We start from the raw sequence: 19,460 nt of genomic DNA on the forward strand, positions 1-19,460 counted from the left end.
GTGAATAAGGTTTCTCAAAAACAGCGTAATGACCTGGGAGAGAATAAGGTATCATATGGAGTTTTCCCTGGATGATTGTGCACAATTATTCGGGATTTTTTGTTTTTGCGGTACGTTTTGTAGAAGCTGCTTGTTCGTTTCATAGATGAACAGAAAACCTTAGCTACGTTTTAAGCTTTACATGTTTACACTTGCAAAACAATCGTTTCCATCATGTTGCGTTTTGTAGATAACCAACTATGAATTCACTTGATTTATCTAGCTTTGCGAGTTTTACTCGTGCTGCGTTTAAATTTAAGGAGGAATTTAGGTTATGTCAGTATCATTAGAAGTTAAAGAAAGAGCTGTCCGTCCACGTTCACTAAGAAATCAACTACGTCACTCTGGTCAAGTTCCTGCCGTCGTTTATGGATATGAGATCGAAAGTACTCCTATCTCTGTTGAAGAAAAAGAATTGACCAAAATTTTGCGTGATAATGGTGTCAATGCCGTGATCACAATGACTGTCGGGGGCAAAAAAATCAATACATTGATGTATAAAGCCCAATTAGATACCTTTACAGGCCAAATGAAACACGTTGAATTTTTGGCTGTAAATATGAAAGAAGCAACAGAAGTTGAAGCTGAAATTGTTTTAGTCGGCGAAGCTGTCGGTGTTAAATCAGGTGGTGTCTTAGCACAAAACTTGTATAACGTACTTGTTTCAGCAACTCCAGATAAATTACCAGAACGTGTTGAAGTCGACATCACAGACTTAGCGATCGGTGACGCAATTACCGTTGCTGATCTACCTAAGAATAATGATTACGACATCATCACAGAAGCAGAAGAACAAATTGCAGCCGTGGTAGAAGCCCAAGCAGCTGAAGAAGAAACTTCAGAAGAAGCTGCTGAACCTACTGTGATCGGTGAAAAAGAAGAATAAATTTGACTGTAGAACAGCCTTGTTTCATTCAAATGAGACGCTTCTCTTGCGATTATTTACTCAAATTTACAGTGCAGAACAAAAGTAACAGTTACTTTTGTTCTGCACTTTTTTTGTTTGACTTCGAGCATCTGAGTTGCTTTTTTTGCCAAACTTTCAAAGAGCTTGTTTTTCTGAAATAAGGTATACTAATGATAATAGATAGACGAAGGAGGTCAAATAAATGGTTGAAACTTTTGATAATCAACGCAGACGTTATGCTTCTCTGGGTGTTGTTGAGCGTTTACCTGGCGCTTTGATCGATAGTATCTGGTTGATCATTGATATCGATTTGAAAGGTGTTGTGCCGCTAACCAACATGCTATACTTCGATTTGATCGATAATGACGGAAAAGTGACCGTTCATTTTTCACAGGAAATCAGTGATGTCCAAATGGCCGTTGACTTACCTTTTCCTTATTCTGATAAGTATCCTTCTCAAGTCTTTGCTTTTGATGATGGGAATAAAGAGACGATTCTGCTACCGGCGGAAATGCTTGAATAGACACATATAAAAAGAAGCGATCAGACAAGCAACTATTGCTCATCTGATCGCTTCTTTTTATATTTTAAGCCATTCGTTTTACGATAAATGAATAGATCGCAATACAGATAACTGCACCGATCAATGCTGAAATGATTGGGAATCCACCAATAACAGGTCCGAAACTACCTAAAAGTTTTGTTCCTACCCAGCTTCCGATAAAGCCGACGATGATATTTCCAATGACGCCGCCTGGGACATCTCTACCTAAAATCGCTCCGGCAATCGCACCTAGTACACCACCGACGATCAATGACCAAATAAAACTTAACATTTAATTTCTCCTCCTTCGACTTCCTTATGCTAACGTACGTGAATTCGTTTCACTTTGATTGTTTTCTTCTGCTGGTTCTTTTTTCTTGCCTTCGAATTTTTCATCGTATTGCTCTTTAGTCATAACATCATCGACATTCATATTGAACTCGATCACATCTAAACCTGTCATATTCTTAACTTCATCCGCTACTTTTTTAGTTGCAGTATCAAAGACTTGAGCAATATTTTTACCATACTCACCAATGACATCCAAATCGATCGCTACTTGCTTGGTTCCCACCTCAGCGCTGATTCCTTTTGTCGGATTGTTGCCGTTTGTAAATCTATCAGTTAAGTTCGAAATGGCATTTCCGCTCAAGCCTAAAATTCCAGGGATTTCTGATACAGCAATACCAGCGATTTTTTTCACAACCTGATCGTCGAATGTCAACTTTGTTTTGATGCCATTCTCATTGATTACTTCTGTGTTGCTTTCGTTTACTTTGTTATCCATTTTTTACTCAACCTTTCTTTATTATCTATTTTTATCTCTCAAAAAAAGCTTGGATAATCGCTAAAATTGAGGAGACAGAGCGTTTTTCATCCTGCATCGTGCCAATCAATAAACCGATTCCTGTAAAAAAGAACAGTACGAGCGTTTTCCAAAAACCGATCGTCATGAATAAAATCGCGATCACCAAGAATAAACACGTGAAAAACACTTGATTACGATACGGGGCTAATGCAAGTAATTTTTTCATGATTTTCTCTCCTTTAGATTACGCGTGAACCTTTTTTATTCTCGACTGCTGCAGGATCATTCTTTTGTTTTTTGAAAATGATTTTTGTTTGATTGACTTCAATTTTTGCCATCTGTTGAAAAGCTGCTGACAGTTGTTCACGTATTTGTCTACTCTTACTCAAAAAAGCTTCCTGTTCACGATCTGACAAAATCACATCAACATTTGCTGTCTCTGCTTTCGTCAATTTGACCTTGACTTGAATCTCATCACTTTTCACGATCTTTTGTACAGAAGATCGAGCGATCGCTTCTAAGGTTTGAAGCGGCAAATCGATTTGTCCCATTGTTTTAGGGATGTGTATGACTTTTTTAGTCACTGGTTTGAATACGATCAGCAAAAAAATCAGCCCTGTTAGAACCAATAGAACAAACAACAATCCTTGATAAAAATATACAAGCCAATTAGATTGAAGCAATAAGTTTTGGAAGAAGGTGCTCACAACGCCTAGATCTACGATCTGGGAATATAGACCAACGATTCCAAAAATACCTGCTATCAATAATAGTGAAATGATTCCTTTAAGTAGCCGCATCGCTTTTCCCTCCGTCGTTGTGTTTACTTTTGCAAAAGTTTTTTCCTAATCCCTTATGTTTTATGGTAAACGCATCTTTCAACAATTACAAAAGATACGCACACAGCTTCTCTCAATTCTTCTTGTTTTACTATAAAAAAAAGCTGGAATGCAAGATAATTTGTCCTACATCCCAGCTTTTTATTTATTTTACATATGCTAAGCGATAAGAAACAGTTCTCCCAAAAGGAAATACTTGAAGGTCCGTCAATTTATCCGCTTTTAGATAACCGATCGCTCCTTGATACAGTGGTAAAACGGCTGCATCTTTTTCGATCAAGGTCTCTTCTAGTTCTTTTAATTTGTCCCAACGTTTTTCTGGTTCATTTGCTAAAGTGATTCTGGCATCATTTAAGCCTTTATCATACTCAGGATTATTATACCCCGCAGTGTTTAATCCGCTCTTAGAATCATAAAACTCTAAAAAGTTGATTGGATCTGCATAATCTGGTGTCCATGTGCCGAAAACCAAATCAAAATTACTTGCCGTTTGTAAGTCTAAACGATTTTGCAAAGGAACTGATTTCAATGTGATTTTTAACCCTGGTAGATTTTGCTGCAGCTGCCCTTGAACATATTCGATCGTTTTCTTCGCAAGAGCTGAATCTGCAGAAAGCAATTCTAACTCGATTTGATCTTTGCCTAGTTCTTTTTTTGCTGCTTCCCAGCTTTTTTGTGCAGCTTTGACATCATAAGCTAAAAAGTCCCCATTTTCTTTACGGAAATCTTCTCCCGTTTTAGGATCTTTCGCAAAATCTTTTGGTACAAACCCATTGATCGCCGTTGATCCGTCACCTAAAATATCCTTAGCAAATGTTTCCTTATCGATTGCTTGCAAAATTGCTTTACGAGCATTGACATTACCTGTTACTTCTCGCTTATGGTTTGGACTCAAATAGCCGACCATTGCTTTTGGTACAAAGTTTGCTTGCGGTGAATCTTTATATTGTAAAGCATACGTATCTGCTAAAACAGTATAATCTAAATCACCTGCATCAAATAAATTGGTCCCTGTGCCGATTTCTTTGACGACTTGAACATTGATCGTATCAAGTTTGACATTTTCTTGATCCCAGTAATCTTTGTTTTTGGTTAATTTCCACGTTTCTGTATTGCCATCCCAACCTGAAATCACGAAGGGACCGTTTCCAACAAAGTTATCAGCTGAAGTGCCATAAGCATCGCCTTTTTCCTTAACAAATTTTTCATTTTTAGGCATAAAAGGGGTTCCTACTAATACTTGAGACAAATAAGGAATCGGGTATTCTAATGTCATTTCCAAGGTCTGATCATCAACTGCTTTTACGCCAAGCTCATCGACTGAAGCTTGACCTTCACGGATTTTCCGACCATTTTTGAAGATATCCATCTGGTTACTGCTACTTGAACCAAAGCTTGGATCCACAACATTTTTGAAAGCAGAGACAAAATCTCCTGCAACGACTGGATCTCCATTACTCCATTTAGTTTCTTTGAGTTTAAACGTATAAACCAATCCATCATCGCTGACTTTAGGCTCACTAGCAGCCACAGCAAGTTCTGGATCATCATTTTTATCCATTCGATAAAGTCCTTCAACTACCTGACCGATCATATCAGAACTATACACATCTGTATAATGCGCGCTATCCAACGTAGATAGTTCTCCACCAGATGCTACTTGGATTACTTGTTCTGTATTTCCAGCTTCTTTTTTTCCAGATGAATCTGTTGTCCCATTATTCCCACCACAGGCTGTCAGCATCAAAGCCGCTAACAACACAACGACGCCTAACTTTTTTTTCATTGTTCAAATCCTCCTCTGTTTTATAATTTTTTTACTACATATCGAAAAACAGCCATTTCTTGTTCTAAATGATCATAAGCAAAATCTGGATGCCATTGTACACCCAAAAAAGCAAAGCTTGGATCTTTACTTTCAACACCTTCAACAATACCGTCTTCACTAAATGCTGTAACTTTTAACGGCTCAGCTATCTTTTTTACCGCTTGAAAATGAAAGGAATTGACTGTTGTTTCTTCACCATAGATTTTACGTAAAATACTACGTTCTTTTGTTTGGATGCGATGAGTCGGTATTTGCCTTGCCACCGGCACCTGCATGTGAGCGATTTTTTTATCTGATACGTGACTGATATCTTGATACAAACTTCCGCCTAACGCGACATTCACCAGCTGTAATCCACGGCAAACAGCGAAAATCGGCTTTTTTTGTCTAAGTGCTTCTTCGATCAAGGCTAGTTCAAATTGATCTCTTTCATCAGAAAGTCCTGCCTCTTTTACCTGGACACTCTCTCCATAAAGCTTAGGTGACACATTTTGTCCACCAGCTAGGATCAGTTTATCTATTCGGCTAATATACTCTTTCGCTAAATCTGGAGCGCCTACAGGTAATAAAAATGGTAAGCCGCCCGCATTTTGTACCGCTTTCACATACCCCTGAGGTGTATAACTGATCGGCAAGTGATACAATGTCGCTCCCGCATCTGTTATTTCATTTGCCGCAATTCCTATGATCGCTCGTTTCAACCCGCCTCACCTCTCTATCAATCCCACTAATAATTGTACATAAGTTTATCAGATACGCATAGGAAAGGATAGTAGGAATTGAACACGGGCGATAGTTTTTAACTATCACAATTCACTTACTTTTTGATAGAAAGCGTCTATTATAGTTTACCTCACTTTGTACTTTTCGTTAATTTTTATGCCTAGTTCATCTATTTTCAGAATTTTCTAAACAATAAGTTGTTGACAATCGTGCTGGCTGGTGGTAAAGTTATAAAAAACAAAGAACAGAAGAGTACCTTTATTCTTTCATCCAAGAGAGTCTTTGGCTGGTGGAAAAAGACGGAAAGATAAAGCGAACCACATCTGGGAGTTAACTTTTTGAACAAAGAGTAGGAAAGTTCGGGTATGCCCGTTATAGCATTGAAGTCATTGACTTCTTGAGGTTATCGTTGTGAGACGATAATAAAAAAAGGTGGAACCACGATTTTACGTCCTTTGGCATTGATGCCAAGGGACTTTTTATTTTTTTAAAGTATATGCGCAATACACAAGAACACGACGAATAAAACTAAAACTTAGGATCAGAACAAGTACTCCTCGATCATTTCCTGACAGAGATTTCTTCATTTGCTGAAAGAAGAAACTGGAAACCGTTGACGAACACATCTGATTTGTCAGTTTCTGAATCAAGTAAGAGACTGCGGGATTCTCCGTTATCAGAAAAGAGTTTTTGAGCATCATAAAAACTCTATGAGGTCAATATTGTGAGATATTGATAAATTGAGGTGGCACCACGTATTTTCGTCCTCTTGGTAAAATTACCAAGAGGTTTTTTTGTTTTACTTTATATAGTCAAAAAATGGAGGAATTATTATGGAGTATGTTTTAGAAATTATGCCAGCTTTATTAGATGGTGCATTGATGACATTGAAAGTTTTTATCTTCACCTTACTGGGTTCGATTCCTTTAGGAATTCTAGTAGCCTTTGCTTTACAGACAAACTTTAAGCCGCTGCAATGGTTGATCAATATTTATATTTGGTTGATGCGGGGAACTCCTTTGCTATTGCAATTGATTTTCGTTTTTTATGGCCTACCTTTAATTGGAATTGTTTTCGAACGGTATGATGCTGCCTTGTTTGCTTTTATTTTGAATTATGCAGCTTACTTTGCTGAAATATTTCGCGGAGGAATCCAATCGATTCCAGAAGGCCAATATGAAGCGGCAAAAGTGCTGCGTTTGACGAAGCTGCAGACTGTTACCAAAATCATTTTACCGCAAGTGGTTAAAGTCGTCTTACCTTCTATTGGTAATGAAGTCATCAATTTAGTCAAGGATACCTCGTTGATTTATGTTCTTGGATTAGGAGATCTACTGCGCGCTGGAAAAATCGCGATGAGCCGGGATGTCAGCTTGCTGCCTTTAGTTCTGGTTGGCATTATTTACCTTTTATTAACAGCAGTTTTAACATTAGCTTCAAAAAAATTGGAAAAACATTATCAGTATTATAAATAGTATCGACTGTTCTTATTATTTATCAAGGCTTAGCGGCTTGTTCCGCTTTTGCTGAGAAACACAGTGAGTAAAATGAACTGATGTTGAACAGTACAAGACTTTCGTATGAAAGTGTCGATCATTTGTATTATCCAGCTACATGAGTCAGTCTCTCGAGAAAAAGATAAAACCTGAATGAGGCAAAGAGCGCCTCAGTCATGTTTTCCTATTTTCTAGTTGAGACTAAACGGACTCATTCCGCTTTTAAATCAAGGAGGAATTTCTATGCTACTTATTAAAAATTTAACGAAAAGTTTTGATGGTCGTAAGATCATCGATCAATTGAATTTAGAAATCAAAGATGGTGAGATTTTAACGATCGTTGGTCCTTCCGGCGGTGGGAAAACAACGTTGTTACGTTGTTTGGCTGGTTTGGAATCAATTGATTCTGGTGAATTGGTCATAGATGGTACAGCTTTTGATCCTGTTGCGATGGATAATGCAGATCAAGTTGTCGGGATCGTTTTTCAGGATTTCCAATTATTTCCCCATCTTTCCGTTTTAGAGAATATCACTTTGGCGCCCATGCTTTCTTTAAAACAAACAAAAGAAGAAAGTAGTGCAGAAGCTATGGAGCTATTGACGAAATTTGGTTTAGGCGGCAAAGAGGACTTGTATCCTTATCAATTATCCGGCGGTCAAAAACAGCGTGTTGCACTTGCCCGTGCATTAGCAATGAAGCCAAAAATATTGGGCTACGATGAACCAACAAGTGCACTTGACCCTGAGTTACGACAACAAGTAGAAGAGGTCATCTTAACACTAAAAGAGCAAGGAATGACACAAATCGTTGTTACCCATGATATGACCTTTGCTGAAAATATTGCAGATAATCTACTGAAGGTCACATCCGTTCAGTAAAAAGGAGAGCTACTATGAAGAAAAAAAGACTATTTGCTCTAATGACCATTGCCCTGCTTTTTATTCTGATGATGTCCGGTTGTGGTAGAAAAAAGACCGATACTGATCAGTGGTCCCGCATCAATCATGAAAAACGAGTAATCGTCGGGTTGGATGACTCTTTTGTTCCAATGGGGTTTCAAAACAAAGCAGGAAAAATCATTGGTTTTGATGTTGATTTAGCTAGAGCTGTGTTTGATCAATACGGTATTGAAGTCGATTTCCAACCGATCGACTGGTCCATGAAAGAAAATGAACTACAGAATCAAACGATCGATCTGATTTGGAATGGCTATTCTAAAAGTGCAGAACGAGAAGAAAAAGTCCTATTCAGTGATGAATATATGAAAAATGAACAAGTCGTTGTTTCATTGAAAAAGAATCAAATCAATCGCTTTGCTGACATGAAAGGAAAAATTCTAGGTGCCCAAAATGGTTCTTCTGGTTATCATAGCTTTGAAGAACAGCCAGAAATCCTAAAAAATCACGTCAAAGATCAAACGGCAATTTTATATGACGGCTTTAATGAAGCCTTTATGGACTTGAAATCTGGACGAATCGATGGCCTTTTGATCGACCGAGTATATGCTAACTATTATCTTTCTCATGAAGATAATTTAGCTGATTATTCAATTGTTAGCGGTGATTTTGAGAGTGAAGCTTTTGCAGTAGGTTTAAGAAAATCGGATCAGACACTTGCACAAAAAATCAACACTGCCTTTGAAGAGCTAAAAAAATCAGGCGAACTTGCTAAAATTTCTACTAAATGGTTTGGAGAAGACGTTACTAAATAAAATCAGCTTGGATCACACTGCCTCGTGATCCAAGCTGATTTTATTTTAAAGAGATCATTAAGCCGGCCTATACAAACTCTTATTTCACACTTAATTGCTTTTTATAAGCTTGCTTCTCCATTCCAAACAGACATGCCTTCTGAAACTGAAACAACATTATACCCATAGTTTTCAAGAAATGAGCACGCATGTTCTGAACGGACACCATGCTGACAAATAACATAATGCGGCTGCTCACGATCGATTTCAGCCATTGTTTCCGGTAATGTCGACAGTGGAAAATTTTTGGCAATCGTAATATGCCCTTCTGTAAATTCTTCTTCCTCACGGACGTCGATAATTGATATCGGTTGATTTGTTGTAAGTTGAATCAATTCCTTTAGTTCTTTATTAGATATTCTCTTCATTAGAGTCCTCCTGCAGCTTTTTCACATACCAAACATCCATCACACTATGAACAGATCCATCTAGTGGTTTGTCTAGTTTCTGGAACCCAAATGAACGATATAACCCATTCGCCTTATCCATTTTTAGCATCGTTTCTAGATAACAGTGATCATAATATTTTTTTGCATAACTTAATGCAGTGTTCATCAGTGCTTTCGCAATCCCCTGTCCTTGAGCTTCCGGCATCAAATAAAGCTTTTGAAGCTCACAAATCCTCTTATCAGTATTAAAAGAAGCAATCCCACAGCCGCCTAATATTCTACCGTCTTTTTCGGCTACCCAATAAGCAGCATATGGCTGACGCGCATAATAGTGACTTAAATGCTTTAGTTCGCGATCAAAGTATGCCGTTCCCTCGATAGCTAGATCAAAAGATTCAAGTGTTTCTTTTATGATTTGTTCGATTGCTTTGTCGTCTTTTGCCAGAATTTCTCTGATGATCATTAATTTCACCTCATTAGCAGTATACCATTGTTCTTAGCTACAACAAGTTATTCCTATTTTTTCTATGAATTTGATTAGAAATGCAAAAAAAGTGTCCGAAACAAAACTAGAGAACAGTTTTGTTTCGGACATTCCCTCTTAATAAACAGGATTCAAGAATCAAGTTCTTCGACAAATTCGCATGCTTGATCCTAAGTGATTTTTGCCTCATCTTCTTAAAAAATGATACTTACTCTTATTGCTCACCATTTGCAGCAATCAATTGTTTGTACCAGTAAAATGACTGCTTTCTAGAACGATCTAACGTACCACTTCCTTCATCGTCCATGTCTACATAGATGAAGCCATAACGTTTTTTCATTTCACCTGTACCAGCACTCACTAAATCAATGCAGCCCCACGGTGTGTAACCGATCAAATCAACACCATCCAGTTCAATCGCATCTTTCATTGCAGCAATATGTTTACTGAAGTAATCAATACGATAATCGTCTTGAATGGTGCCATCTGCTTCTATTTTATCAACAGCACCAAAGCCATTCTCAACAACAAACAAAGGTACGTTATAACGATCATACAGCTTACATAAAGAAATGCGTAAACCTAACGGATCAACGGCCCAACCCCAGTCAGATTCCTCTAAATAAGGATTTTTAACAGCCGGCATTTGGTTGCCGCCTACGTATTTCACTTCGTCTGGATTAGAAGCTGAAACAGTCGACATATAGTAACTAAATCCAATATAATCAACCGTTCCTGCTTGGATGATCTCATCGTCACCTGCTTCTTTTTTGATGACAATATTTTCTCGCTCATATTCTTTTAGCTTGTGTGCAGGGTAGTAGCCTTTGACTTGAACATCGATATAAAATTCCTGCTCACGATTAAATTGGATCGCTTCCATCACATCTTCTGGATTACAGCTCATTGGATAGCTCGGAATATAGGCAACCATCATCCCAATTTGAAAATCTGGATTGATCTCATGTCCTAATGTCACTGCTTTAGCACTTGCCACAAATAAATGATGTGCCGCTTGATACTTGGCTTGTTTATCATTTTTATGGATACCGATTTGCGTCCAGCTACGTAAAAAGTTGATCTCGTTGAAGGTCATCCAGTATTTTACTTTATTTTTATAGCGTTTAAATAGTGTTTCGCAGAAAAACAAGAAATAATCGATCACTTTACGACTTGACCAGCCATCCAGCTCATCAGCTAAATACATCGGAATATCGAAATGATTGATCGTTACAACTGGTTCGATCCCATATTTTAAGAGTTCATCAAATACTTTGTCATAAAAGGCAAGCCCTTCTTCATTAACTTCCATCGTCCCTTTTGGACAAATTCTTGACCAGGCGATCGACAATCGGAAACACTTGAAGCCCATTTCAGCAAATAATGCGATATCTTCTTTATAATGATGATAAAAATCAGTTGCCACATGACTTGGGTAATACTGCTCCGGATCTACATAACCGATCGCACCTTCTGGTAAGGCTTGCTCTCTCGTACAAGTTTCGACCTTTCCTTCTTTGGTTTTATAAGTGATCATTCTTGGTTTTGTATGACTGCCTCCTGTGATCGCATCCAATGTACTTAGCTCTTTGCCGCCGGATAAATAACCACCTTCATATTGATTTGCTGCTGTTGCGCCGCCCCATAAAAAATTTTTTGGAAATCCTGATTTACTCATTCGTCAATTCTCCTTACTTTGTTTTTTCTTGTCTTACCCTCTTTAGCCTAGCTGCAGTTTCTTTCATCCATCAAAAAATAAAAACCACAACATAGAAAAAATGACAACGTGAGTGTCTTCTTTGCTATATCGTGGTTATGCCCGAAAAATTCAGTTACATTCCATTGATTACTTCAATCATAACATTACTGGAAAACGCTGTCAATCCTTGCTTCATTCTGCCATCTTCATTAAAAAAAATAGAAAAACCAGAAGAAACATTTCAGTTGGCTCTTCTGGTTTTTCTCTATGCATTTAGTTAATCATGTTTTCTATGTGCTTCCCTTACCAATAGCAACAGGTAAATCGTTAATAGGAGAAAACCTACTGATGCTAAGTTATTTGCCTTATTACCTGTGTTGGGAAATTTTTTTAACGCTATGTGTGTTTGTTTTGGTTGCGCAAGCTCTTGTTGCACTTCTGGTTCTTTTGATGACTGTTCTATCTCTATTTGCCTCTCACTGCCAACCGTTCCGCGAATTTGGATATCCGCTTCAGATGCTTGTGTCGGCAAGGGAAAATTAAAGATACAGCCTATCAAAAGAATACATGTGACGATCGAAAGACTAAATTGTTTCATCATTCATCACGACCTTTAACTCCTTATGGTGTCACACCAAGTGTTGTCCCATCTTTTTGAATCGATGTGAATTTCAATGTCAATGTGTAATTTTCAGCTGTAGCTGTTTGATCCACATCCGCTGGTAAGTTATCTACTGTTGTACCTGTATAATAGAATTTTGCTGAATTTGCGTATGCAGAAGCAGCATCCGTATCAATATTTAGACGACCATCTTTGTTTGCTAATGTCATCCAAACAGGTGAACTTGATAAATCAACAAGTGCTTTACTTGCAACTAAATTAGTAGCTGTAGGTGCATTAACTAATCCTGTGCCCTTTGCATTAATCGTCAATGTGTCTACATATGTTGGTGTTCCTGCAATTGTATTCAGAGTCACAGCTACGCCGCGCCCAGAATTATTTACGATACTGTAATCCGCTGATTCGATGTTTTTATGCGCGCTAGCTGTTGTTGTGTGGAAAGCAGTTGCTGTGTCAACAGTGACGTTGATCCATTCATCGGAACCTTCTGGAATATTTGTATCCGGATCTGTATTATCTAATTTACCGATCGTTCCGTTGATGATCACATCAGCTGAATTTTCTCCATCGATCGTTTGTGCTAATGCTGTGTGTGTCAGACCAGTTACACTTAAACTCAGCATCGCTGCTGTTACTAATAAATTGGTTTTCTTCATATTGGTTTCTCCTTCTATGTGTGTGATAATTTATTTTTAACAGAATCCTCTGTTAAACTCGTTATTAATTGTTGATTTGGAGTGTGATTCCTGCTTGAACTTGTCCGCGCTTTTGCTTCGTTTTTGCATCGTAGATATCAAACGTCGCAGTTGCTGGATGATCCCCTTTAGCTAATGCTTTATCAAGCTTTGCACTTGTTATTTCATAGCCAGGCTGAATGGCTCCAGACGAGTAAACTTGTTCACCTGTTTCATCTAAACGGATGACGACATTGATCGGATAGCCATTTTCAACTGGATTTTGAATGTAAAGACTGCCTTCACTTTCCCCTGTTTCAAAGACTGCGACTGATTTGATGACCATGTTGAATTTACTTTCATCTACAGCTTTTTGTTCAGCTGCCTTGAGTTCTGCATCCGTCATTTTTTTTGCCCCTTTGCTATCAGGCAAATAGTCTCCCGAAACGACCTGAACAGGTTCGGTTTTATTTGAAAAATAGTAATAGAGACCACCTGCTGTTGCCGCTAAAAGCAGCAGTAATAATAATAGCAGGATTCGTTTGTTCTTTTTCTTTTCATTCGTCTGATTTTGTTGTTCCATAGCTATCCTCTTATTCTTCGTTTTTTTCGACTTTGAAGGTCAATTTATACTGTGGAAATGATGCCGCACTGGTAGGATTAAAATATTTCCCTTCTAAACTTAAGCTTTGTTGTTCACTAGGATTTAGTTCACCAATCGTTTGCGGCTGACTTGCTAGTTGACTTGTTAGAAAATGCGTTGAAATCTGTTTATCTTCAACTAAAAGCTTCAAGGACAGTTCTTCCATTCCTGCAGTTCCTGATAGGCTATTCAAAAGCTGAAGCTGATCAGCATCACTATTTTCCTTTGTTAAATCAGTTAATGTGATTTTTGTTGGCGTGTTTCCTTTATTGACAACTTGATATTTCGGCGAAGTGATCTGTCCTTCTTGCGCTGTTCCAAGATCTTTGTTCCTCGTTTGAAAATCCATCTCGATCGGCACTTCCACATTGATGATTTCTGCTATCGTAGTAAATTGGGTCAATGGATCCAAAGCCAAAACCACTTCTTCTCCAGAAAGACCAATAACGCGTACTCGCACATAATACGTTACTTCTGCTTTCAACCCTTTAAGTTTAGTTCTAAATAACTGATTCTTGTCTCCGGATAAATCAGCAAGTTGGAAACTTGTATCCTCTGTCGGAAATTCCTTATTCGTGCTATATTCTACACGTACCTGTTGGTAGCTTCCGCCATAATAAGCCACTTGCCCGCCAACACCTGATTCTTCTCCAGAAGAGTAATCTGTCCAGTATCCTGTATTACTTGACAGCACCCCTTCTATAACCGCTGATGTCGTTGTAACATTTGCTTCAAGACTTTCTAATTGCGGCTTTGTAGTAGCTAAGACTGACTCTGAAAATTGACTTTGTCCTGCCTGATTGACCACAACCATTTGTGCCCAATAATTGGTATTCGGATTTAACATTGTCGCTGTCACTTGGTAAGCAGACTCAAGCATCGTATTTTGCTGATCATCAAAAGAGTCTAATGATAAGATGTGCTTCGCTTTATCTGGTTGATTTAAATCTTCTGCAGAGGTAAATAAATAAAATTTAACCTTAGATGCTGGGCTGCCATTATTGAATGATGTCCCTTTTAGCGTAATTGATGTAGCCGTTTCATTCGCTGTTGTAAGCTTTAGTTGGTCAGCCACGTCGACAAATGCGCTAAAAACAATTTTTTGTGCGCCTTTTAAAGCCGCAATTTCTTGTGTATCAAAAGGGTCTGGCGAGCTAGCTAAATTCGTAAAATTAGCTCCTTGCACACTCAAATCAGAAGCTTGTTTCAATATCTCGTGCGTCGGTGAAGCAGCTGTGTTTGTTGCAAAAGTCTCTACCTTTTGTAAATAGTCACTAGTAAATCCTAAGTTCTTTACACCACTAGCTCCGTTTAATCCAAGCGTTCCTGCACTAGTGCTAGAAAAAGCAACTTTCTTTGAGTGATCCATCGTCACAGCGAATGAGCTAGATGAACCTGTTGTAAAAATAGCTCCGCTGGCTACATCGATCGAGACTTCTGCATCCTTGCCGATTGCCATACCTCCTTTTGAAGTATTCAGGTTGATCGGCAGCGGTAACGTGAAATTGACCTTGGCATTTTCCTGAAATGAAAAATTGACCGGCTGTGTTTGTGATGAATAAAAAAATTGATTTCTTGTTCCACCAGTTGCTAAAGATACTTTGTCTAGGTTGAAAACAGCATTTTTCTCAACAATATAACTTGGAGCAAGTGTGCCGTAGGTCATATTACTGTTTGTCTTGATATCTAATTTGGCATTCTCCCTTACAACAATTTGCGAGGTATTCGCATGAGGATTTCCTGAAGCAGTCCCTGTCGACCAAATAAACGCACTTGTCTGATTCGATGAATGTTCAATAGTTGTTTGCCCATTCTCGATTTCTACATAGTTGATCTCTGCCCATTCCTGAGAGTATGTACTCGTTCCTTTTTGATCGATCGTATTATTCCCTCTCATGATGACCGAACCATTAGGGTTGTAGATCATCTGTCCATTATTTGAATAATAAGAAATAGAATCATAGATAAGTGTGACATTTGTGGCAGAACCAGTAACGATTCCATAATAACCAATCGCTCCTGAACCGTCAGGAGTACCAAACTGCGTATTTCGAATCTCAATCACAGCATCCGCTTGACTCGTGTAAAATCCCCTGGCAGCAGTCCCACCTTTGTCATATGTAATCGTGTATCCATCTCCATCAATGATCATGCCTGATTTCAATTGAAAAGCTGCAGTTCCTAGATTTAGATCATTCGTTAGACGAAATTTTAATTTTTGACTATCCTTTAAATACTCTGTTAGTGTGGCTGCTGAATCGACTAGCCAAAAATCATCATCTGCCTGTGTAACAGCACGAGAGATCTTTGGTTGATCCAATTCAACATCTTCTGATGAAAATTCTTCTAAATTTTTATCGTTTATTTCTTTATTTTCTACTTTATTGATACTTGAATTTTCACTACTTTCTTCTGAGTGCTCATCCAAATCAATTTCAGCTAATTCAGAAGATAGATCTGTTTGTTCCGAAGATCCAGAAGTTTCTTCTGTGACTGTTTCTTCCTTATCCTGTATTGGTTCTGCCTCTAAAGCATAGGACCAATCGCTTGGGAAAATCAGCATAATCAAAAAATAAATCAACACATGCGATACATTTTTTTTCACGATTGCCTCCTTTACTCTTTTAAAAAAACAAAACTGCAACGAATCCATTATAGCTATCATTGTATTGTAATTTTTAATTAATATCAATTTAATTTTGTTATTCTTTATTTTTTCTGAATAATTACATTTGTTTTTCTTAAAACTTTAAGTTTAATCAAAAAAACTTTTTATTATATTTTTCTTCCTATTTCCAATTATATTCCTTTTCGAAATCAAAAACTCAAAAAAAAAATTAAAAAGAAGAGACGAAGCGGTATTTCCATCGCTTCCTCTCTTTTTAATTTATTTGGCATTTTAATCCAGTATTTCTAAATAATTTCCTTCTATCTTTCTGATTCTATTTTCCTCGATCACAAAAAAAGTACTGAACATTTTCTGTAGAAAAAAACGATCATGGGAAACAACAAGCAGCGTTCCTTTAAATAGTTGTAAAATCTCTTCAATTTCTTCTCTAGTTTCAATATCCAAGTGATTAGTGGGTTCATCTAATATAAGGAAATTTACCTCCTTATACATAAGCTTGGCCAATTCTAAACGAATTTTTTCGCCGCCACTCAAAAAACGAATCTGCTTCATCATATCCTCTTTATAAAATGAATATTTAGCCAAAATCTGGCGACTTTCTTGTTCCAATAGCGAACAACTTTCACTAAAATATTGGAGGATGGTCTGTTTTGGCTTTTTGTAATCAATAACTTGAGATAGATAGCCAATTTTAAGATTTGTTCCTTGTCTTATTTCACCTTGATCCGGCTCTTCCATTTCCAAGGCTAACCTGAGTAATGTACTTTTACCAATACCATTTTTCCCAATAACCGCAGCGCGTTCTTGCCAAAATAATGAGAAATCAAGTTGAGTAAATAAGGACTGATCATCATAACTTTTACTGACACCTTTGAATAAAAGGACTTCCTTTCCAGAACGACCTGTTTCTTTGAAGTTCTTACCAATTTTGCCTGATTCTTCCTTTGGTTTAGGGATTGTTTGGATTTTTTCTAATCGTTTTTCTAACTGCTTTGCTTTTTTGAAGAACTTCTCGTTATCTCCTTCATGACCCCATTGTCGAAAACGACGAATCGACTGTTTTAACTTTTTCACTTCTTTTTCCTGCTCGTTAAAGTCTTTTCGCAGCTTCTCAAGCTGTTCTTCTTTTTGTTTTTTATAGGCTGAATAATTACCTTTATACTCAATAATTCGGCCATCTTCCAACTCGACCACTCTTTGAACCACGTTATCTAAAAAGAACCGGTCATGTGAAACGATCAGATAAGCCGTTTTTTCGTAGGCTAGATATCCTTCAAGCCAAGTGATTCTTTGTGCATCAAGATGATTGGTCGGCTCATCTAATAAAACAAGCTCGTTTTCCTGCAATAGAACTCTTGCTAATGCTACGATCGTTATTTCTCCACCACTCAAATCTGAAAGCTTCTTCTCTAAAAGATGATCGATCATTAAGCCATTTGCAATCATCATTAAGCGATTCTCCATTTCATAACCGCCCGCTTGAGTAAATTCTTCTTGCTTTTGTCCGTATCGAGCTAAAATTTGTTCCAGCTGACATTCTGGTTCAGTCATTTTCCGCTCTAAATAACTCAATTGCTTCTGAATCTCAAGTAAAGTGGTAAATGTTTCTAATAGATAATGTTTCACCTCTTGTTCTTTTGCTTCTGGAATTTGGTTTAGATAACCGATTTTACTATTTTTTTGCCGACTGACAGTTCCTTGATCACTCGACTCGATTCCTGTGATTATTTTTAGTAGTGTTGATTTACCTGAACCATTCCCGCCGATCAACCCAATCTTCTCTCCCTTGTCGATTTGCAGGTTCAGTGCTTCAAATAGTGGAACACCACCGTAATTTTTAGTTATATTTTGTAATTGTACTAACATATTTTTCCCTCTCTCTGCCATTCAGACAGATCAACAAAGTAATTGCTTATGCTGTGAGGTTAGAAGTCTCTATTTTTTATAAACTGTATTCAAGAATCAATAGCGTTCCCAGATATTACTTTTTATCTAAGTGCTACTTTAAGGTAGACAAAAAAAGCTGAACAAAAAAATTGCTCAACCTTCATTATCATCTACTATAGCAAATACTAATTTATCTAATACTCACTTGTTATTTAATCATGAATACTCTTTAAGTAAATAAGTCTGAATGGTCTGTTTTATTCAATTGATTATCCCAAATTGGACACACTTGTGCCTTGGAATAAAAAATCGGAAATAATGACATGACAAAAAGCCAGATACATTAATATAAATGAACTACTTGCTGTTATTTTTGACATGTTGACCATCGTACTTATTCACCACCTTTTTAATCGATATATTCATTGTATCATGAAGTCATTCGATACGCACTGATTTTTTATGATACTGTTTTAAGCGCTCCTCTAATGTTCCAGTGTGCAGCTCAAACAGATGATTATCGAAATCATAAAAATAAATAGAGTTAGCTTCTCCTTCTACCCGCGTTCTTCCTTTTCTTATGTCCAATCCCAATCGTTCGATTCTTTCTAAATACAGCTCATATTCACCTTCTTCGATCTTAAAGGCGATATGATCGTAAGTTCTTGTCGGTAGAGACTCCCCTTCCATAATTGCGATCCAAAGATCACCGATCAGAAAAAATTTCTCTCTAGCAATTGAAAATGTTTCATCACCGCTGGAATAGACTTCTTTTGCATCAAAAATTTGTTCAAAAAATTGTGTAGCTTTTTTTAGATCCTGGACAATAAAAGTCATGTGACTGATCGCTTGCATTCCGTTTCCTCCATTCACTATCGTACTAAACAAAAAAGTCTTGTTGAACAAGCCTTTTATTGATTTTCTAGGTCATTTATCAATTCTTTGGTATTCCATCGGCTTAGTTTCGCCAGTCATTTCTGGATTTCTCGTACCAAAATTCAGAATGATATTCTTATTTTGTAATAACTGAATACTATAGCCAAGCTCATTAGCTTTATTTTCAAAATGATAAAATACGCCTAGCTCACTTTTCCCCTTTGACACAAATTCTGTTGGATCAGCATCGCTACCCTCGTATTTAATAGTAACTCCCCTGTCATTTTTTGAAATATCAACTTTATCGCCTTTCTCCATTTCATCCAAACATTCCCACGTACCTATCAAAGATGCATACTCTTTTTCAGATAGTTTCTCTTTCTCCTCAATAGTCGTTATATGTGTACTATTTAAGGTCATTTTCTTGTTGTTTGGCGAACAAGCCGACAAGGTAAAAAGCATAATGAAGAAAATCATATTTAATAAAAATTTTCGCATGTCAAAACTCCTCTAGTCCCCAATCTTCAATACGATCTAATATAAAATCCATTTTAACATTCATAGCAAAACAAAAATATACGAATCAACGACTTTTAAAAACCTTTTATCTTATGAGTGCTTA

Annotated in this window: 21 protein-coding genes and 2 other annotated features; of the genes, 5 read left to right on the forward strand and 16 right to left on the reverse strand. The window is 37.3% G+C overall.

The window, feature by feature from the left end:
• Positions 1-313 precede the first annotated feature (313 nt).
• Together CC204_RS09200 and CC204_RS09205 are read left to right on the forward strand one after the other, a co-directional pair.
• Positions 314-925, forward strand: a complete 612-nt coding sequence (locus CC204_RS09200; RefSeq protein ID WP_088269916.1) for a 50S ribosomal protein L25/general stress protein Ctc — start codon at positions 314-316, stop codon at positions 923-925.
• A 223-nt stretch (positions 926-1,148) separates the two neighbouring features.
• The gene (locus CC204_RS09205) at positions 1,149-1,469 is read left to right on the forward strand and encodes a DUF960 domain-containing protein (RefSeq protein WP_088269917.1); all 321 of its coding nucleotides are present in this window, start codon (positions 1,149-1,151) and stop codon (positions 1,467-1,469) included.
• 64 nt (positions 1,470-1,533) lie between these two features.
• Here the strand turns inward: CC204_RS09205 and CC204_RS09210 are convergent, their stop codons facing one another.
• The 6 genes from CC204_RS09210 to CC204_RS09235 form a co-directional block, all read right to left on the reverse strand.
• Positions 1,534-1,782, reverse strand: coding sequence for a GlsB/YeaQ/YmgE family stress response membrane protein (locus CC204_RS09210; RefSeq protein WP_087640833.1), 249 nt, complete (start codon positions 1,780-1,782; stop codon positions 1,534-1,536).
• A gap of 24 nt (positions 1,783-1,806) precedes the next feature.
• Positions 1,807-2,277 carry an Asp23/Gls24 family envelope stress response protein gene (locus tag CC204_RS09215; protein WP_088269918.1) on the reverse strand — a complete coding sequence of 157 codons (471 nt, stop codon included), beginning with the start codon at positions 2,275-2,277 and terminating at the stop codon, positions 1,807-1,809.
• A gap of 31 nt (positions 2,278-2,308) precedes the next feature.
• Positions 2,309-2,524, reverse strand: coding sequence for a DUF2273 domain-containing protein (locus CC204_RS09220; protein WP_088269919.1), 216 nt, complete (start codon positions 2,522-2,524; stop codon positions 2,309-2,311).
• Between the two features lie 13 nt (positions 2,525-2,537).
• Positions 2,538-3,098 carry an alkaline shock response membrane anchor protein AmaP gene (amaP, locus tag CC204_RS09225; protein ID WP_088269920.1) on the reverse strand — a complete coding sequence of 187 codons (561 nt, stop codon included), beginning with the start codon at positions 3,096-3,098 and terminating at the stop codon, positions 2,538-2,540.
• Positions 3,099-3,282: 184 nt separating this feature from the next.
• On the reverse strand, positions 3,283-4,923 hold the full coding sequence (locus tag CC204_RS09230; protein ID WP_088269921.1) for a peptide ABC transporter substrate-binding protein: 1,641 nt from the start codon (positions 4,921-4,923) through the stop codon (positions 3,283-3,285).
• Positions 4,924-4,943: 20 nt separating this feature from the next.
• Positions 4,944-5,666: a gamma-glutamyl-gamma-aminobutyrate hydrolase family protein gene (locus CC204_RS09235; protein ID WP_088269922.1), complete on the reverse strand. Its 723-nt coding sequence runs from the start codon at positions 5,664-5,666 to the stop codon at positions 4,944-4,946.
• A 253-nt stretch (positions 5,667-5,919) separates the two neighbouring features.
• Positions 5,920-6,147, forward strand: a binding site (T-box leader).
• A 69-nt stretch (positions 6,148-6,216) separates the two neighbouring features.
• Positions 6,217-6,460 (forward strand) — a binding site (T-box leader).
• Positions 6,461-6,521: 61 nt separating this feature from the next.
• Here CC204_RS09235 and CC204_RS09240 point away from each other — a divergent pair.
• From CC204_RS09240 to CC204_RS09250, 3 genes are all read left to right on the forward strand, one after another.
• Entirely contained in the window at positions 6,522-7,163 is a 642-nt protein-coding gene (locus tag CC204_RS09240) for an amino acid ABC transporter permease (protein ID WP_088269923.1), read from the forward strand.
• Positions 7,164-7,427: 264 nt separating this feature from the next.
• The gene (locus CC204_RS09245) at positions 7,428-8,063 is read left to right on the forward strand and encodes an amino acid ABC transporter ATP-binding protein (protein WP_088269924.1); all 636 of its coding nucleotides are present in this window, start codon (positions 7,428-7,430) and stop codon (positions 8,061-8,063) included.
• A 14-nt stretch (positions 8,064-8,077) separates the two neighbouring features.
• The gene (locus CC204_RS09250) at positions 8,078-8,896 is read left to right on the forward strand and encodes an amino acid ABC transporter substrate-binding protein (RefSeq protein ID WP_088269925.1); all 819 of its coding nucleotides are present in this window, start codon (positions 8,078-8,080) and stop codon (positions 8,894-8,896) included.
• 101 nt (positions 8,897-8,997) lie between these two features.
• On the opposite strand, the gene CC204_RS09255 is transcribed toward CC204_RS09250, so the two are convergent.
• The 10 genes from CC204_RS09255 to CC204_RS09300 form a co-directional block, all read right to left on the reverse strand.
• Positions 8,998-9,303, reverse strand: coding sequence for a rhodanese-like domain-containing protein (locus CC204_RS09255; RefSeq protein WP_088269926.1), 306 nt, complete (start codon positions 9,301-9,303; stop codon positions 8,998-9,000).
• Positions 9,287-9,787 carry a GNAT family N-acetyltransferase gene (locus tag CC204_RS09260; protein ID WP_088269927.1) on the reverse strand — a complete coding sequence of 167 codons (501 nt, stop codon included), beginning with the start codon at positions 9,785-9,787 and terminating at the stop codon, positions 9,287-9,289. The genes CC204_RS09255 and CC204_RS09260 overlap by 17 nt, the downstream gene beginning before the upstream one ends.
• A gap of 235 nt (positions 9,788-10,022) precedes the next feature.
• A complete protein-coding gene (locus tag CC204_RS09265; RefSeq protein ID WP_088269928.1) occupies positions 10,023-11,486 on the reverse strand; it encodes a glycoside hydrolase family 1 protein in 1,464 nt (487 codons plus the stop codon).
• A 298-nt stretch (positions 11,487-11,784) separates the two neighbouring features.
• Positions 11,785-12,108 carry an LPXTG cell wall anchor domain-containing protein gene (locus CC204_RS09270; RefSeq protein WP_227011248.1) on the reverse strand — a complete coding sequence of 108 codons (324 nt, stop codon included), beginning with the start codon at positions 12,106-12,108 and terminating at the stop codon, positions 11,785-11,787.
• Between the two features lie 20 nt (positions 12,109-12,128).
• On the reverse strand, positions 12,129-12,785 hold the full coding sequence (locus CC204_RS09275; protein ID WP_088269929.1) for a hypothetical protein: 657 nt from the start codon (positions 12,783-12,785) through the stop codon (positions 12,129-12,131).
• Positions 12,786-12,849: 64 nt separating this feature from the next.
• Positions 12,850-13,386 carry a hypothetical protein gene (locus tag CC204_RS09280; RefSeq protein WP_088269930.1) on the reverse strand — a complete coding sequence of 179 codons (537 nt, stop codon included), beginning with the start codon at positions 13,384-13,386 and terminating at the stop codon, positions 12,850-12,852.
• A 10-nt stretch (positions 13,387-13,396) separates the two neighbouring features.
• Positions 13,397-16,051 (reverse strand): hypothetical protein, encoded by a 2,655-nt coding sequence (locus CC204_RS09285; protein ID WP_088269931.1) that lies wholly within the window; start codon positions 16,049-16,051, stop codon positions 13,397-13,399.
• A 294-nt stretch (positions 16,052-16,345) separates the two neighbouring features.
• The gene (gene abc-f / locus CC204_RS09290) at positions 16,346-17,941 is read right to left on the reverse strand and encodes a ribosomal protection-like ABC-F family protein (protein ID WP_088269932.1); all 1,596 of its coding nucleotides are present in this window, start codon (positions 17,939-17,941) and stop codon (positions 16,346-16,348) included.
• A 459-nt stretch (positions 17,942-18,400) separates the two neighbouring features.
• Complete coding sequence (gene fosX, locus CC204_RS09295; RefSeq protein ID WP_088269933.1) at positions 18,401-18,817, reverse strand: FosX/FosE/FosI family fosfomycin resistance hydrolase; 417 nt, start codon at positions 18,815-18,817, stop codon at positions 18,401-18,403.
• Positions 18,818-18,889: 72 nt separating this feature from the next.
• Positions 18,890-19,336 carry a hypothetical protein gene (locus CC204_RS09300; RefSeq protein ID WP_088269934.1) on the reverse strand — a complete coding sequence of 149 codons (447 nt, stop codon included), beginning with the start codon at positions 19,334-19,336 and terminating at the stop codon, positions 18,890-18,892.
• Positions 19,337-19,460: the final 124 nt, after the last annotated feature.

This window comes from Enterococcus wangshanyuanii, from assembly GCF_002197645.1.
In the GTDB taxonomy this organism is placed as follows: domain Bacteria; phylum Bacillota; class Bacilli; order Lactobacillales; family Enterococcaceae; genus Enterococcus_L; species Enterococcus_L wangshanyuanii.

What these genes read in the sequence shown, in the direction of transcription:
- CC204_RS09200 (WP_088269916.1), top strand. Translation starts at nt 314, where the DNA reads ATGTCAGTATCATTAGAAGTTAAAGAAAGAGCTGTCCGTCCACGTTCA.
- CC204_RS09205 (WP_088269917.1), top strand. Translation starts at nt 1,149, where the DNA reads ATGGTTGAAACTTTTGATAATCAACGCAGACGTTATGCTTCTCTGGGT.
- CC204_RS09210 (WP_087640833.1), bottom strand. Translation starts at nt 1,782, where the DNA reads ATGTTAAGTTTTATTTGGTCATTGATCGTCGGTGGTGTACTAGGTGCG.
- CC204_RS09215 (WP_088269918.1), bottom strand. Translation starts at nt 2,277, where the DNA reads ATGGATAACAAAGTAAACGAAAGCAACACAGAAGTAATCAATGAGAAT.
- CC204_RS09220 (WP_088269919.1), bottom strand. Translation starts at nt 2,524, where the DNA reads ATGAAAAAATTACTTGCATTAGCCCCGTATCGTAATCAAGTGTTTTTC.
- amaP (WP_088269920.1), bottom strand. Translation starts at nt 3,098, where the DNA reads ATGCGGCTACTTAAAGGAATCATTTCACTATTATTGATAGCAGGTATT.
- CC204_RS09230 (WP_088269921.1), bottom strand. Translation starts at nt 4,923, where the DNA reads ATGAAAAAAAAGTTAGGCGTCGTTGTGTTGTTAGCGGCTTTGATGCTG.
- CC204_RS09240 (WP_088269923.1), top strand. Translation starts at nt 6,522, where the DNA reads ATGGAGTATGTTTTAGAAATTATGCCAGCTTTATTAGATGGTGCATTG.
- CC204_RS09245 (WP_088269924.1), top strand. Translation starts at nt 7,428, where the DNA reads ATGCTACTTATTAAAAATTTAACGAAAAGTTTTGATGGTCGTAAGATC.
- CC204_RS09250 (WP_088269925.1), top strand. Translation starts at nt 8,078, where the DNA reads ATGAAGAAAAAAAGACTATTTGCTCTAATGACCATTGCCCTGCTTTTT.
- CC204_RS09255 (WP_088269926.1), bottom strand. Translation starts at nt 9,303, where the DNA reads ATGAAGAGAATATCTAATAAAGAACTAAAGGAATTGATTCAACTTACA.
- CC204_RS09260 (WP_088269927.1), bottom strand. Translation starts at nt 9,787, where the DNA reads ATGATCATCAGAGAAATTCTGGCAAAAGACGACAAAGCAATCGAACAA.
- CC204_RS09265 (WP_088269928.1), bottom strand. Translation starts at nt 11,486, where the DNA reads ATGAGTAAATCAGGATTTCCAAAAAATTTTTTATGGGGCGGCGCAACA.
- CC204_RS09270 (WP_227011248.1), bottom strand. Translation starts at nt 12,108, where the DNA reads ATGATGAAACAATTTAGTCTTTCGATCGTCACATGTATTCTTTTGATA.
- CC204_RS09275 (WP_088269929.1), bottom strand. Translation starts at nt 12,785, where the DNA reads ATGAAGAAAACCAATTTATTAGTAACAGCAGCGATGCTGAGTTTAAGT.
- CC204_RS09280 (WP_088269930.1), bottom strand. Translation starts at nt 13,386, where the DNA reads ATGGAACAACAAAATCAGACGAATGAAAAGAAAAAGAACAAACGAATC.
- abc-f (WP_088269932.1), bottom strand. Translation starts at nt 17,941, where the DNA reads ATGTTAGTACAATTACAAAATATAACTAAAAATTACGGTGGTGTTCCA.
- fosX (WP_088269933.1), bottom strand. Translation starts at nt 18,817, where the DNA reads ATGCAAGCGATCAGTCACATGACTTTTATTGTCCAGGATCTAAAAAAA.
- CC204_RS09300 (WP_088269934.1), bottom strand. Translation starts at nt 19,336, where the DNA reads ATGCGAAAATTTTTATTAAATATGATTTTCTTCATTATGCTTTTTACC.